Below are 15,067 nucleotides of genomic sequence, written 5' to 3' on the forward strand. Positions count from 1 at the left end.
GCAGGCTTGTCATAACAGAAAAGCTGTTCCGGTATTTAACTCCGGGACAGCTTTTTTTGCTCTCTTAATAATTTTTGGTGAAGCCGTTCCTTTGTCACACTTGTCCGGTCTCGTAAAATGTGACGGTGGACAATATACGGATCATCGAGGTCGCTGTCAGCTAACCATGTTACTTGATTCGCTTCACATTCCTGTCTGCATTGTTCAATTAATGCTGTATCCGTAATAGGAAGGTTCATATCAGTATAAACCTTATGGAGTAAAAGATCAGAAATTCTTTCATCAATTAATTGAATAAATTGACTTGTATCAAGACCTAACTGTTGAAGAGAAGTTTTATTTTCTTGTATAATGCTGCGGGCATTTTGAAATGTTTTTCGGGCTCCTCGCCAATTTTCTCTTCTATGGTGATAAAGGCCGACTGCCACTTGAATTAAACCTACCCAGTATTTGTCGCGATTTCGAGTCTCTTTTTCTTTCCAATGTTCTTCAAGAATTTCGTGACATTCAAAAAAATCTCTATAACCATGAAATTGTACTAAATATTGAATGTATGCTTCAGGATACATGGTCCGTACCTTCTTTCCATACCGGTTTACTGTGCATAACATTTCCTAGTGTAACATACTGGACAACGTGATATCTAATATTAATAAAAAATAGTTAACATAATTTCAACAGTGTATATGGTATAATTTTTTCTAGAATCAATACATAACGATTATCGTTTAAACTGCGGGGGTTATAAATGAAGCGTTACAATGTTAAAATCGACAGCTTCGAGGGACCACTAGACCTTTTATTGCATTTAATTCATCAAGCAGAAGTTGATATTTATAATATACCGGCGGCTGTAATTACGGAACAATATTGTCAATATGTACAGACTATGCAGGAACTTGAACTTGATGTTGCTAGTGAATATTTAGTTATGGCAGCAACATTGTTAGAAATTAAAAGCAAAATGCTTCTGCCACAAGACACAGAATATAAAGAAGAAGACCTAGTTGACATAGAAGAAGATCCGAGAGAAGAACTATTAAGCAGGTTAGTGAAGTATAAGAAATATAAAGAAGCTGCTCATCACTTAAAAGAAAAAGAAAAAACAGCAAGCTCTTATTATGCTAAAGCTCCTACAGTACATCATCAAGAAAACGATGATTCTTCGGAAAGTGAGAGTACATTACCGGAAGATTTAACTTTATTTGATATGCTTAAAGCTTATCAAAAACTGAAAAAAAGAATTCGAGTATCTTCTTCTCAAATGACTACTGTTAAAGCGGAAGAAATTTCAATTGAAGAAAAAATGGATGATATTGTACATATTTTGGAAAAAAAACAGGGAGAAATAAAATTTTATGATTTGTTTTTGACTCGTGAAAAGCCTCATATTGTTGTTACTTTTTTAGCTGTATTAGAGCTGATGAAACATAAGAAGGTAACATGTATACAAGCAGCTAATTTTGAAGATATCAAGGTGGAATATATAGAGGAGGCGGCTTATTAATGGAAGAATTAGAAATGCAAGCCGTAATAGAAGGCCTTTTATATGTTTGTGGAGATGAAGGTTTAAAACTAGAAGAAGCAGCAAGGACATTAGCTATCTCAGAACAAGAAGCAGAGAAACAATTATCTGTTTGTAAAGAAAGAATTAAGAAAAATATGCTAGGATTAGAGGTCAAAATAAATGGGAATAAGTATCAGCTTGTAACAAATGAAAAAACAGCTCCATTTATTGAAGCTTTAGCATCTGTTCCAGAAAGAGGGAAATTGTCCCAAGCCTCCTTGGAAACACTTGCAATTATAGCGTACAATCAACCCATAACAAGAACAGAAATTGATGATATACGTGGTGTGAAATCGGAAAAAGCCATTCAAACATTAATAAATAAAGTATTAATAACTGATTCTGGAAGAGCGCAAAGCCTCGGCCGCCCAAAACTTTATAAAACAACGGGTCGATTTCTAGAGTATTTTGATCTTTCCTCATTAGATGAGCTGCCGACATTAGACGATGTAGAAGAGCATGATGTAACCGAGGAAGCTGACCTGTTTTTTGATTCTTTAAAATAGCTTTTTTCGTCAATGAAATCGCCTTAGCTGATTATAAAAATAAACAGAAGGCGATTTTTTGTGGGCTTGCGAACCATGAATTTTAGTAGTATGAATTTGAATCGTTCAGATATGACTTGTATTATCATAACGAACGGATTTCCATTACGAATCATATGTTTGAATGAATAAAGGAAATGATCCATTCCATTCGGCGTAGAGTATTCGATTTATGTCAGGAATATTTCTTGCGTAAATATGCTGAAGGATTTGTTCTTTGGACACGCTTGTTTCTATAATATTATCCTCTATCCATTCCCCGTCTAAAATCAACGCTAATGGTAATTCAGGCTGTGGAGGGGGGTCGGTCATCCACTGCCCGTTTGTAGGGGTGGAAGCCTCGGACGTTTTAAGTACACTAACTGTGCCATTTGCTTCTAATATAGCGTAGTGAACGTCTTGCAGACTGAATACTTCCCTATCTCTCAATAAATGCTGAAGTTGATTTAAATCGAGTTTATTTTTTTTCAATGCCTCATAATCAAGTTTTCCTTCCCTAATAACTATAGAAGGTTTACCTTCAAGCAGACTCCTCGTCTTTTTTTGTTTTTGTGTAATTGTTTCAATGGTACCAATAAGCAATGTCCATAACACTATGGCATAGAGGACGTAATGGAGACCAATTTCTTGATCATATATGGCATTACCGACTAACTCACCAAGGACAAGGGCAGAAATGAAATCAAAAGGCCTTAACTGGTTAATCTGCGTTTTCCCAAGTATTTTCGTGATTAAAAGCAAAGCAAAAAAACCAATGATTAATTCAAAAGTTAAATGTAAAAAATTAGTAGATTGCATAGCTGTCCTCCTGTTGTCAGTTATGCTTTTTTTAGTATGGACTTTTCCATAAATATTACCCTTCTAATAATAGTGATAATAAAATATCCCGCCTTGCATCAAAGGAAAAAGGCGAGATGACGATCAAGTTTATTTAATAGCTGCATCGAGGCTGCAGCGATCTGTTCTTTTTCATTAAAGTCATTATTTGAATTTGCTCAAAAACTTTTTTTATTTCTTAGAAGTTTTCCAAAATACTTCGACGTATTCATTGTAGTAATCAAAAAATTCTTCTATCCCTTTTGCTTTTTCTGCAGCAAACGTTTTATAAATGATTTCAACATTGTATGAAACCATTCCAGGAGTTTCTTCGATCGCTCTTGGATGGGAGATTTTGTTTGTTTGTAAACGACATCTCTGATTTGCAGCGCATGCATATGAAGATGATGGCGAATTTCTTCTTTTAGCTCATTATTATGCTGAACTTCTTTGTTGTTATATAAAACTTGCAGTTGTTTTTCTAAATGGTCTTTGAGTTTTGCTATTTTTCTTACATGAAATAATATAAATAACAAAATGGTGAAGTTTACATCCTATAAATAGAGCTAGCAAATCCTGTAAGACAATGTCTTTTATATTAAGCACCATACCTTTCAAGTAAAAACCAAAAATTGACAAATAAAGATGTAAATAAAAAAGGTTACCCTATTTCATACTATAAAGGCAGGCTTTGAGGGAGGGAAGAAAAGAATGCAGAAAAGTTCGGGATTAAAAGTAATATTATTGACAAGTATTTTTTTGGTATACGCTGCAGGTTGTCAAGAAAATGCATCTCCTGAGCCCACACGTGTTATTAATAAAGAAACGCATGAAGCAGAAGAGTTATTAGAAGAATTAGAACCAATAACAACAGCTGTTGCCATAACAAGCGGTAAAAAGTTATATGCCGCAGCAGAAGTGAAACAAATGGACAGATTTCAACTTGAATCAGTAAGAAAAAAAGGTTATGACCGATTATCGAATCGATGGCCTGATTATAATATACATTTTTCTACAGATAAAAAAGCAATGCTAGAGCTGCAAAATTTAAATAAAGATATGTCGGTTAAAAAGATGAAGAAAAAAGAAAGAGAGCAGCGTTTAACTAAAATTGAAGAATTCATGAAAGGATAACAGGTGGTTGTTATGAGCCAGCAAAAACAAGAAGAAGATGTAAAAACAACGTATCAAAAATTTGCTTCTAAAGATGAACCTAAACGGCCGGTAGTAGCCAACTGTATTAAAGCATTTTTTATTGGAGGATTAATATGTATAGCGGGACAGGCGATACAAAATTTCTTTTTGTACAACTTTGATTTTAACGAGCAAACTGCAGGTAATCCAACGATAGCAGTATTAATTTTAATTGCAGTATTACTTACAGGTTTTGGCGTATACGATAAATTTGCACAGTTTGCTGGTGCAGGATCAGCTGTGCCCGTTACCGGTTTTGCCAATGCAATGGCTAGTGCAGCTATCGAGCACAGGACAGAAGGACCAGTTTTTGGAATCGGGTCCAATATGTTCAAATTAGCTGGCCCTGTTATTGTGTTTGGTACAACGGCAGCGTTTGTTATTGCTCTTATTAAAACAATTTGGACACAGATAGGAGGATAAAAAAATGCTGCAAGGAAGCCAATCTTGGACATTTGATAATTCACCGGTCATTTTATCAACCGGGACAGCAGGTGGTCCATTTGAAGCGGAGGGTAATTTAGGAAGAGATTTTGATCACCTTTTTTCTGATATTTGGATGTCCGAAGATTCATTTGAAAAAGCCCAAACGAAATTAATGGAAGAAGCAGCTTATGCTTCTTTATCAAAAATTAATAAGAAACCAGAAGATATGCAATTTGTGTTTGCTGGAGACTTAATAAACCAAATAACGGCAACCAGTTTTGCATGCCGATCTCTCGCTATACCTTATATAGGTTTATTTGGTGCGTGCTCTACATCAATGGAAGGGCTTGCTTTAGGAAGCTTTATTGTAGACAAAGGCGGCGCAGACTATATATTAACAGGTTCTGCGAGCCATAATGCAGCAGTAGAAAAGCAATTTCGTTATCCTACCGAATACGGGGCGCAAAAACCGCCTACTTCTCAATGGACAGTAACAGCTTCCGGAGCGGCAGTAGTTGGTAAAACTGGGACAGGACCGAAAGTAACATCTGCTACGATTGGAAAAGTAATAGATATGGGTTTGACTGATCCCTTTAATATGGGAGGAGCTATGGCACCAGCAGCAGCTGATACGATTGAAGCGCATTGCACTGATTTAAACAGAGATCCTTCCTATTACGACTATATAGTAACCGGTGATTTAGGAAGCGTTGGCTTACCTTTAATGAAAGAATTGCTGCAGCAAAAAGGAGTAATGGTAACAGATGACCAGTGTATTGATTGCGGGTTGTTGATTTATAACGAAGATCAAAATATACAGGCAGGAGCTAGCGGGTCAGGATGCTCTGCAGCTGTTGTTTATGGACATTTACTTAACCGTATGAAAGATAAGGAGATAAATAAAATGTTAGTGGTAGCGACGGGAGCTTTATTAAGCCCTCTTTCATATCAGCAAAAAGAATCGATTCCATGTATTGCGCATGCTGTTTCTATTGAAAGGGGACAGAATTAACATGATGTTTTTCTGGGCGTTTATCGTTGGAGGAATAATTTGTGTTATTGGCCAGCTCTTAATGGATGTCGTAAAGCTTCCCCCTGGTCATACCTTGAGCGCTTTAGTGGTTGGTGGAGCCATTCTAGATGGTATAGGGTTATACGAACCATTAATTGATTTTGCAGGAGCTGGTGCAACGGTACCAATTACTAGTTTTGGCAACTCACTAGTTCATGGTGCTATGGCCGAAGCTGAACAGCATGGCATTATTGGAGTTATTACTGGAATTTTTGAAGTCACTAGTGCTGGTATCTCAGCTGCTATCATTTTTTCATTTTTGGCTGCTCTTTGTTTTAAACCAAAAGGGTAAGGCAAAGATTTCGCGTCTTCTGTTTTTAACAATTGAAGGCGCTTTTTTCTGGGTTATTTTTGGTGACCCATTCGACGTTTCTTATGCTTTTTCTTTAAGAGAGAGCATATTCCAATGATTTAAACATACAATCTAAACAAAGTTATTTGATGGACAAGGTAAATTGTACAAGGAAGACGGGGTGGCAAATGAAAAATTTCTTCATACTGTTTGTAATAACGATTGTACTAGCAGCAAGCATGCCTCCTTATAAACTAAATGCTGAAAATGAAGATGCAGTTAGTGTATCCGGGCGGACAGCTGTTTTGCTCGAACAAGACAGCGGCCGGGTTTTGTATGGAAAAAAAGAACACGAAATCCGAAAAATAGCAAGTATCACAAAAATTATGACTTCCATTTTAGCCATAGAATCGAGTGATTTTGAAAAAACAGTAAAAGTCAGCTCTAAAGCAGCTGGTGTTGAAGGTTCCTCTTTGTTTTTAGAACCAGGAGAAAACATTAAATTAAAAGATTTAACATATGGATTAATGCTTCGTTCTGGGAACGATGCAGCAGTCGCTATTGCCGAACACGTAGGTGGCAGTCTAGACGGTTTTATATATATGATGAATGAGAAAGCAGAACAAATTGGAATGGAAAATACACAGTTTACCAATCCACACGGCTTAGATGATGGTGACAATCATTACTCGACAGCTTATGATATGGCATTACTCATGCAGTACGCCATGAAAAATGAACAATTTAGAGAAATTTCCCAAACAGAGCGTTATAAAGCTCCACAAGAAGGGGAAGCGTGGGATAGAATCTGGACGAATAAAAATAAATTATTAACTTCATTGTATGAACATAGTACAGGCGGGAAGACAGGATATACGAAAGCAGCTGGGCGGACGCTTGTTTCAACAGCTCAGAAAGATGATATGTCATTAATTGCTGTTACTTTAGATGCTCCTTCCGATTGGAATGATCATATCTCAATGTTTGAATGGGGATTTTCCACCTTCCAAAAAGAAGAGCTAGGAGAAAAAAGAGAAAAAATGAATGTGAAAGACATAAAAGAGGGGACATTTTTTATACCTTATTCTGTTTATTATCCGTTAATGGAAGGAGAACAAGAAAAACTAAAACAGAAAATAACGTTGAATGATAATTTTTTTCATAACCGTCAGGATGTAACAACAGCTGGGAAAATAGAGTGGTATATAGATGACACACTTATTCACAGCATGCCGCTTATGTATGAAAAAGAACAAGCGAAAAAAGAAGGTTTTTTTCATAAGGTGGGAGATTTTATTCGGACGTTAACAGGAGGGACAGGTTGATGGTCCATGCCATTTGGATTTTTATGCTGACAGCTGGAATAATTACAGCCATGTTCAACGGCCGAATGGAAGACGTATCAGAGGCGATTTTTTCAGGAGCAGAAGAAGCGGTTACTCTTTGTTTTGGATTAATTAGTATTATGGTTTTTTGGCTTGGTATTATGAATATTGCTAGAAAAAGCGGCCTTATGGATATTTTTACGAAACTGCTGCGCCCGGTTGCTGTACGGTTATTCCCTGATGTACCGGCTCGCCATCCAGCGATGGGATATATTATGTCAAATATCACCGCAAATCTGATGGGACTCGGAAATGCTGCTACTCCGATGGGAATAAAAGCTATAAAAGAATTAAAGAAGTTAAACGGCGGAAAAGATGAAGCAAGCCGTCCGATGATCACATTAATGGCTTTAAATACAGCAAGCTTAACATTAATACCAACCACCGTAATTGCTATTAGAATGAATTATGGTTCTGCAAGTCCTGCTGAAATTGTAGGGACGACCATTTTTGCAACAGCTTGTTCTACTGCAGCTGCCCTATGCATTGACAGGTATTTCTATTTCAGAAGATTACGAAAAAGGAAAGGATATTCATGAGTTGGATTAGCACGGTTTCATTATGGATACTTCCTTTGTTACTGCTTACCGTATTGATTCACGCAGCTGTGAAAAAAATTCCTGCTTATGATTCTTTCGTAGAAGGTGGAAAAGACGGGTTTCAATTAGCCATTTCTTTAATTCCATACTTGGTAGGTATGATGGTTGCCATTTCTGTTTTCAGAGCTTCTGGGGCTATGGAGCTTTTGCTCGGTTCAATAAAACCATTCTTAATCTTTATTGGTGTACCGGCTGATATTGTCCCATTGGCATTTATTCGTCCAATATCAGGAGCAGGTGCTCTTGGAATGATGAGTGATCTTCTAGCTGAGCACGGACCGGATTCATTTATTGGCAGGTTAGCATCGACTATGCAGGGCAGTACGGATACTACTTTATATGTTCTAACTGTTTATTTTGGGGCAGCAGGTATTAAATATATGGGAGACGCATTAAAAGTGGGTTTCTTGGCAGATGCAGCTGGTGTAGCTGCTTCTATCATCATTGTAACCATTGTATTTGGGTCATAATCACTTCCTATATTTTTTGGGAGTGATTATTTTTTTTTAAGGAGCAAAGCATAAGTAAAACGACGGCTCCGTCAAAAGGACTCGGCGGTAAGCTGAGTTTTTCAAATTTTTCATAATAAAAATATTTTTTCAATCCTGCGCTCGGTTTGTTAAAACGCTTGTGAAAACAGATTTGGATGGTTATGATGGACAATGAGGTGAAAAGCATTGGAACGAATTCAAAAAGTAATTGCGAATGCTGGAGTTACATCCAGACGGAAAGCAGAAAAATTAATAGAAGAAGGCAGAGTAAAAGTAAACGGAAAAACAGTCCGAGAATTGGGTACAAAAGTTTCTCCCCATAAAGATACTGTAGAAGTAGATGGAGTCCCAGTTGATAAAGAGGAGCCGGTGTACTATTTATTTTATAAGCCTAAACAAGTAATCTCAGCAGTCAAGGATGACAAAGGAAGAAAAGTAGTTACAGATTTTTTTGAGGAAGTAGAGCAGCGTATTTTCCCAGTCGGCCGGCTCGACTATGATACATCAGGCCTTCTGCTGCTTACTAATGATGGAGACTTTGCTAATTTAATGATGCACCCTAAAAACAAAATAAACAAAACCTACATCGCAAAAGTCGAAGGTAAACCAAACAAAGAAGCATTGAATCAATTGAAAAGCGGTGTGAAAATCGATGGGAAGAAAACAGCTCCTGCTAAAGTAAGAATAAAATCAGCAAACAGAAAAACGAATTCATCCATTGTAGAGCTTACTATTCATGAAGGAAGAAATCAGCAGGTGAGAAAAATGTTTGATGCTGTTGGTCATCCTGTAAAGAAGTTAAAACGAGAACAGTATGGATATTTAACATTGGGAAACCTGCAACCGGGGGAAAAACGTATTTTAAAACCGGTAGAAGTAAAAAGGTTAAAGGATAGTGCTGTCACATAAGTTTCATAAAAACTAGTCTATAATAACCGATATTACAGCGTTATAATAAATGGTGAGTGATTTTTAATAAAAGTAGAGTATACGGCGCCCGTTAACCACTCTACGTTTTTTGCCATAAGAACTTGGTGAAAAGCCACGCTTAATTATAAAAAGAAAAACTAATGCGTTGATGTCTAATAAATACGGCGTCTTCACTCCCGGCTCGATATGAGGGTGAACAGCTCCGTTGCTGCGGTAGGCTTTGACGGAATAATAGAAACTTAGGAGCATTATTTTATTCATCAAGGCTCTTGTTTTTCTTGTCGAGGTGTTCTTATGAACGAAGTGAAATGTGATTGCGGCCATGCAAACCCGTATGGGACAAATTTATGCCAGTATTGCGGAAAACCTTTGCAAGATAAAGATATTAAAGCTCCTTTAGTGGACATGCGATATGAAGGAGCAGCCAGAAGGTCGCAGACATACAACAAATCGATTGTAGATAAAATTTGGAACTTCTTTTCTTCAGTTAAAGTAGGTATATGGATTATTGTATTAACATTAATTGCTTCTTCGATAGGTACTATTTTTCCGCAGGAAATGTACATACCAAATAGTGTAAACCCGGCTGAACACTACCAAGATGAGTATGGTATCGCTGGGCAAATTTATTACACTCTAGGTTTTCATAACTTATATGGATCCTGGTGGTATATGGCGTTAATTGCTTCTCTAGGTATTTCTCTAATAATAGCTAGTATCGACAGAGTAGTACCTCTTTACCGTGCTCTGAAAAATCAACGAGTAACGCGGAATGACGCCTTTTTGAAAAGGCAGCGTTTGTTTGGCAGAAGCAAGGTTGAACAAGCAGACGAAACGTTGGTAAAAGCAAAAACGTTACTGGAAAAGAGAAAATTTAAAGTTCGAGAAGAAAATGGAAATTTACTAGCAGAAAAGGGAAGGTTCTCCAGGTGGGGACCGTATGTTAATCACCTTGGTCTTATTATTTTCTTATCAGGTGCAATGCTGCGATTTTTCCCTGGAATGTATGTAGATGATATCGTGTGGGTGAGAGAAGGAGAGACAGAAGTAATACCCGGCACGGATGGAGAATTTTATATAGAAAACGAACAGTTTTTTATTGAGCTTTATGATGAGGATGATGAAACCTTTGGTCCTGCAATGGAAAGAGCAGGCGGGCCGACCATTCAGAACTACCAAACTAATGCTGTACTTTATGAGAGAGAAAAAACGGGGACAGTTGGGGTGGAGCCTGAATTAGAGGAAGTTAAAAAAGATGAAATACGAGTGAACCACCCGCTTCGGTTTAATAACTTTGCGCTTTATCAAATGGACTATAAGCTGAATGAATTAAACACGATGTCTTTTACTCTTGATAATCGAGAAACAGGGGAGAGTATAGGAACAATAGAAATTGACCTATTTGATCCTCAGGATGAATATGAACTTGGAGATGGCTACAAAGTAGTGATTGATTCTTATTTCCCAAATTTCGAATTTAATGATGATGGGGAACCATCTACCGTTTCAAGTATACCTGATAATCCAGCCTTTATATTTCAGATGTTTTCCCCTGAACATCCTGATGGAGAATACAGCTTTGTAGGAATACAGCGAAATGAAGATGTGTTCGGAGAAAATGACTATGAAATGAGCTTTGCCGATGTGGACACAAAAAATGTAACAGCATTAACAGTCCGAAAAGACTTAACGCTTCCGTTCATCATTACAGGAGGAGTTATTTTTATGATAGGCTTAATTCAAGGCTCGTATTGGTCTCACAGACGAATTTGGCTTAAACGCAAAGACCGGGAAATTTGGATGGCTGGTCATGCAAATAAACACTGGGAATCCTTAAAAAAAGACTTTCGAACATTGGCAGAAGAAACAGAGTTAATAATCCCGGAAGACCAATCAAAAAAGGCTAAAAAGGAAAGGTAATCACAAGGGAAGGGATGACGGGAATGGAAGCAATCAGTGGAAATTTCTTATTAATAACGTTTTTTATGTATTTACTCGCTACTATTTGCTTTACTGTTTCAGTAACGGGAAGAAAATGGCGTGACCAACAAGGAGAGATGACAGGAAACCGCTGGGGCCCATTTGGGTTTATCGTTACAATCATTGGTTTTATATTTGCGCTTGGCTATTTTGTGACAAGGTGGATTGCATCCGGTCATGCACCAGTTAGTAATATGTTTGAATATACAACTTTCTTAGGAATTGCACTCAGTTTAGCTTTTATTATTTTATACGCCATATACAAAACCAATGTACTAGGTATGTTTACCATGCCGATTGTCATGCTGATTATTGCCTTTGCCTCTGTCTTTCCCTCTGAAGTGGAGCCGCTCATTCCGGCTTTGCAGAGTAATTGGTTGAAAATCCATGTCACCACAACAGCCTTAGGACAGGGGATTTTGTCTATTGGTTTTGCGGCCGGCCTTATTTACTTAGTTCGTACATTGGATTTTACAAAACGGGACAAAAAAGTATTTTGGCTTGAATTTATTATGTACAGCTTAATAAGCATTATTGGTTTTGTGTTTGTACGATATATTTTTTCGATGTTTCAGTATCAAGCTGAATTTAAATATGTAAATGAAACAGGAAATGAAGCAGAAATGACGTATAATCTTCCTCCTCTTTTAGGACCAAATGAAGGGGAAATCCTTACCTCCGGTGCCATGGAGCCGCTGATTTCTATGCCTGCTTGGCTCAGAAGTGATGATGCGAACGCTGTTATTTGGTCTTTGGGGGCAGGACTCATTTTGTATTTATTGTTACGATTATTATTTCGAAAACCAGTTGGTGGCAAAATTCAGCCGTTGTTAAAAGGAATAAATCCAGACACGGTAGATGAAGTAAGCTATCGAGCTATTGCTATAGGGTTTCCAGTTTTTGCACTTGGCGGTTTAATTTTTGCAATGATTTGGGCACAAATTGCATGGACAAGGTTTTGGGGCTGGGACCCGAAGGAAGTTTGGGCATTAATTACTTTTCTTTTTTATGCTGCTTATTTACACCTTCGATTATCTCAAGGGTGGCACGGCGAACGATCCGCCTGGCTTTGTGTAATAGGGTTTGTTATTATAATGTTTAACTTAATATTTGTTAACCTCGTCATAGCTGGTTTGCATTCCTATGCTTGATGAATATTGGAATAGCTGTTCCTGGAAAGTAATGCATGGGACAGCTGTTTTGTAAGTTTAAAAAACGAACATCAGGGGGATTGAAAAATGGCAGATGAAGCAAAAGTACTAGTCGTAGATGATGAAGAACGTATTCGCAGATTATTAAAAATGTATCTTGAAAGAGAAGATTATACTGTAGAAGAAGCAGAAAACGGGGAAGAAGCACTTGATTTAGCAATGAATAAAGATTATGACGTCATATTACTCGATTTAATGATGCCTGGTATAGATGGGATAGAGGTTTGTCAAGAGTTAAGAAAGTCAAAAGCTACACCAATTATTATGCTTACAGCAAAGGGCGAAGAATCAAACAGGGTTCAAGGATTTGAAGTCGGCACGGATGATTATATTGTAAAACCCTTTAGTCCAAGAGAAGTCATACTACGGGTGAAGGCTCTTCTTAGACGCTCTTCATCTACAAAGTTTCTTCAAACAGAAACACAGGCAAAGGATGTCCTGGTATTTCCTCATTTAACAATAGATAACGATGCTCATAGAGTAACAGCTAACAATGAAATCATTAGTTTGACACCAAAAGAATATGAATTACTGTTATATCTTGCCCAAGCTCCTGATAAAGTATTTTCGAGAGAGCAGCTGCTAAAAGATGTCTGGAACTATGATTTCTTTGGAGATTTGAGAACCGTAGATACTCATATCAAGCGATTGAGAGAAAAGTTAAGTAAAGTATCACAAGAAGCTGCTGATATGATTTCAACAGTATGGGGAGTTGGCTATAAATTTGAGGCAGTGAACGAGTAATGCTTTGGAGAAGCGTCGTTGGTAAACTATGGATCACGATATTACTATTAGTTCTTGTTGTTCTTTTAATACTAACCGTCTTGCTGCTGCAATTTTTTGAAAGGTTTCATATTACAGAAGCAGAAGAACAATTGACGAATCATGCAAATGTTATCGTTTCTGTATTAGAAGAGTATGACAATCCGTCTGAAGCGCTTAATACAGTGGAAAAAATTGCAGATTCGTATGATACGACTGTAGTTGTTTTTCAAAATGGAGAGGAATGGGAATCTTCCAATCCGGAAACAAAAATTCATCTGCCGCTATCCTTGTTTAAAGAAGACGAAAGGTTATCTCTTGATAGTGCTGACGAATCAGTTATAACTCATGGTGATTTTCCTGTATATGAAAATGGAGAAGAAATTCATAATGAGATTTTTGTGGTAGGGATGCCGTTTGAAACAACAGACGGAGAAGCAGGGTCATTATATCTTTATCAATCGCTGTCTATTATTGAAGATACAACCGGAGAAACAAAACAAATTATTTTATTATCTGCTGGAATAGCCATTATTTTAACGACAGTATTTGCTTTTTTTCTTTCTACTAGAATTACTGCACCTCTTCGTAAAATGCGCGAACTTGCGTTAGAAGTAGCAAAAGGAAATTTTGAAACAAAAGTTCCGATTTTAACAAATGATGAAATCGGTCAATTAGGTAACGCCTTTAATAAAATGAGGCGGGAATTAAACCAAAATATAACTGCTTTAAATCAAGAAAAAGAACAATTGAGCAGAATTCTAAGCAGTATGGCTGACGGAGTTATTACAATGGACAGAAAAGGGACAATAGTAGTGACTAATCCGCCGGCAGACCGTTTTTTACAGTCATATCAATATGAACACTATCATGAATTAAACAATGAAAAAGAGCTGCTTCCAAAAGAAGTTAAAAAATTGTTTCAAAGGGTTGTGGCGTTAGAACAAGAACAAATGATAGAAATGGACGTACAAGGCCGAAGTTACGTTGTACTAATGACACCGCTCTATGATAAACAATTTGTACGAGGTATTGTGGCGGTCATACGGGATATGACAGAAGAAAGGCAGCATGATAAACTTCGTAAAGATTTCATAGCTAACGTTTCACATGAGCTGCGCACCCCGATTTCTATGCTCCAAGGCTACAGCGAGGCAATTATCGATGATATTGCTGCTAGTGAAGAAGATAAAAAAGAAATCGGCCGTATTATTTATGATGAGTCTATGAGAATGGGCAGGTTGGTTAATGAACTTCTAGACCTGGCACGCATGGAGGCAGGTCATATACAACTAGAAAAACAGTGGATTCATATACCATCATTCAGCGAAAGAATTCATAAAAAATTCCAAGGTTTAGCTAAAGAGGCAGAGGTAGAATTGAAATTAATGCAATGTAATGAATTTGAACAAGCATATATAGACCCAGACCGTGTGGAACAAGTGATGACAAACCTTATTCATAACGCTATACGCCATACCAGTGTTCACGGCTATGTGAAGATGATGATTAATAATTCCGCTAACGGAATTACAGTAGAAATAAAAGATAGTGGTTCAGGAATACCAGAAGAAGACTTGCCGTATGTATTTGAGCGTTTTTATAAAGCAGATAAAGCAAGAACGAGAGGAAAAGGCGGCACGGGGTTAGGGCTTGCTATCGCTAAAAATATTGTCGAAGCTCATAGCGGTGAAATAACTGTTCACAGTAAGCTGCATGAAGGGACGACATTTCATTTTTATATTCCAAGAGAAAAAGATAAGGAATAAGAAATGCTTTAACATTTGGAGGAAACTC

Annotated in this window: 17 protein-coding genes; 14 read left to right on the top strand and 3 right to left on the bottom strand. The window is 37.3% G+C overall.

Annotated elements, in window-relative coordinates; all coding sequences use genetic code 11:
• Positions 1 to 35: 35 nt before the first annotated feature.
• Positions 36 to 569 (bottom strand): DUF309 domain-containing protein, encoded by a 534-nt coding sequence (locus tag CEF16_RS02975; protein WP_091579460.1) that lies wholly within the window; start codon positions 567 to 569, stop codon positions 36 to 38.
• Positions 570 to 748: 179 nt separating this feature from the next.
• Here CEF16_RS02975 and CEF16_RS02980 point away from each other — a divergent pair, with 179 nt between their 5' ends.
• Positions 749 to 1,507, top strand: coding sequence for a segregation/condensation protein A (locus CEF16_RS02980; RefSeq protein ID WP_091579463.1), 759 nt, complete (start codon positions 749 to 751; stop codon positions 1,505 to 1,507).
• The gene (scpB, locus tag CEF16_RS02985; RefSeq protein ID WP_091579465.1) at positions 1,507 to 2,073 is read left to right on the top strand and encodes an SMC-Scp complex subunit ScpB; all 567 of its coding nucleotides are present in this window, start codon (positions 1,507 to 1,509) and stop codon (positions 2,071 to 2,073) included. The genes CEF16_RS02980 and scpB overlap by 1 nt, the downstream gene beginning before the upstream one ends.
• Positions 2,074 to 2,217: 144 nt before the next feature.
• On the opposite strand, the gene CEF16_RS02990 is transcribed toward scpB, so the two are convergent.
• Positions 2,218 to 2,910 carry a DUF421 domain-containing protein gene (locus tag CEF16_RS02990; RefSeq protein ID WP_091579468.1) on the bottom strand — a complete coding sequence of 231 codons (693 nt, stop codon included), beginning with the start codon at positions 2,908 to 2,910 and terminating at the stop codon, positions 2,218 to 2,220.
• Between the two features lie 272 nt (positions 2,911 to 3,182).
• Positions 3,183 to 3,464, bottom strand: a complete 282-nt coding sequence (locus tag CEF16_RS02995) for a hypothetical protein (RefSeq protein WP_091579471.1) — start codon at positions 3,462 to 3,464, stop codon at positions 3,183 to 3,185.
• Between the two features lie 175 nt (positions 3,465 to 3,639).
• Between CEF16_RS02995 and CEF16_RS03000 the strand changes: the two genes are divergently transcribed.
• From CEF16_RS03000 to CEF16_RS03055, 12 genes are all read left to right on the top strand, one after another.
• A complete protein-coding gene (locus CEF16_RS03000; protein ID WP_091579473.1) occupies positions 3,640 to 4,062 on the top strand; it encodes a hypothetical protein in 423 nt (140 codons plus the stop codon).
• Positions 4,063 to 4,074: 12 nt separating this feature from the next.
• Positions 4,075 to 4,545, top strand: a complete 471-nt coding sequence (gene spoVAC, locus CEF16_RS03005) for a stage V sporulation protein AC (RefSeq protein ID WP_091579476.1) — start codon at positions 4,075 to 4,077, stop codon at positions 4,543 to 4,545.
• Between the two features lie 4 nt (positions 4,546 to 4,549).
• Entirely contained in the window at positions 4,550 to 5,560 is a 1,011-nt protein-coding gene (gene spoVAD, locus CEF16_RS03010) for a stage V sporulation protein AD (RefSeq protein WP_091579479.1), read from the top strand.
• Between the two features lies 1 nt (position 5,561).
• Positions 5,562 to 5,912 (top strand): stage V sporulation protein AE, encoded by a 351-nt coding sequence (spoVAE, locus tag CEF16_RS03015; protein ID WP_091579482.1) that lies wholly within the window; start codon positions 5,562 to 5,564, stop codon positions 5,910 to 5,912.
• 188 nt (positions 5,913 to 6,100) lie between these two features.
• The gene (locus tag CEF16_RS03020; protein WP_091579485.1) at positions 6,101 to 7,237 is read left to right on the top strand and encodes a D-alanyl-D-alanine carboxypeptidase family protein; all 1,137 of its coding nucleotides are present in this window, start codon (positions 6,101 to 6,103) and stop codon (positions 7,235 to 7,237) included.
• Entirely contained in the window at positions 7,237 to 7,836 is a 600-nt protein-coding gene (locus CEF16_RS03025) for a nucleoside recognition domain-containing protein (RefSeq protein WP_091579488.1), read from the top strand. The genes CEF16_RS03020 and CEF16_RS03025 overlap by 1 nt, the downstream gene beginning before the upstream one ends.
• Positions 7,833 to 8,366, top strand: a complete 534-nt coding sequence (locus CEF16_RS03030; RefSeq protein WP_091579491.1) for a spore maturation protein — start codon at positions 7,833 to 7,835, stop codon at positions 8,364 to 8,366. The genes CEF16_RS03025 and CEF16_RS03030 overlap by 4 nt, the downstream gene beginning before the upstream one ends.
• Before the next feature lie 207 nt (positions 8,367 to 8,573).
• The gene (locus CEF16_RS03035) at positions 8,574 to 9,296 is read left to right on the top strand and encodes a pseudouridine synthase (RefSeq protein ID WP_091579494.1); all 723 of its coding nucleotides are present in this window, start codon (positions 8,574 to 8,576) and stop codon (positions 9,294 to 9,296) included.
• A 315-nt stretch (positions 9,297 to 9,611) separates the two neighbouring features.
• Positions 9,612 to 11,237, top strand: a complete 1,626-nt coding sequence (gene resB / locus CEF16_RS03040; RefSeq protein ID WP_091579496.1) for a cytochrome c biogenesis protein ResB — start codon at positions 9,612 to 9,614, stop codon at positions 11,235 to 11,237.
• A gap of 23 nt (positions 11,238 to 11,260) precedes the next feature.
• The gene (gene ccsA, locus CEF16_RS03045; protein ID WP_091579499.1) at positions 11,261 to 12,448 is read left to right on the top strand and encodes a cytochrome c biogenesis protein CcsA; all 1,188 of its coding nucleotides are present in this window, start codon (positions 11,261 to 11,263) and stop codon (positions 12,446 to 12,448) included.
• Between the two features lie 87 nt (positions 12,449 to 12,535).
• A complete protein-coding gene (locus tag CEF16_RS03050; RefSeq protein WP_091579502.1) occupies positions 12,536 to 13,252 on the top strand; it encodes a response regulator transcription factor in 717 nt (238 codons plus the stop codon).
• Positions 13,252 to 15,039 (top strand): ATP-binding protein, encoded by a 1,788-nt coding sequence (locus CEF16_RS03055; protein WP_091579505.1) that lies wholly within the window; start codon positions 13,252 to 13,254, stop codon positions 15,037 to 15,039. Before CEF16_RS03050 ends, CEF16_RS03055 begins: the two co-directional genes overlap by 1 nt.
• Positions 15,040 to 15,067: the final 28 nt, after the last annotated feature.

Source organism: Alteribacillus bidgolensis (assembly GCF_002886255.1).
Lineage (GTDB): Bacteria > Bacillota > Bacilli > Bacillales > Marinococcaceae > Alteribacillus > Alteribacillus bidgolensis.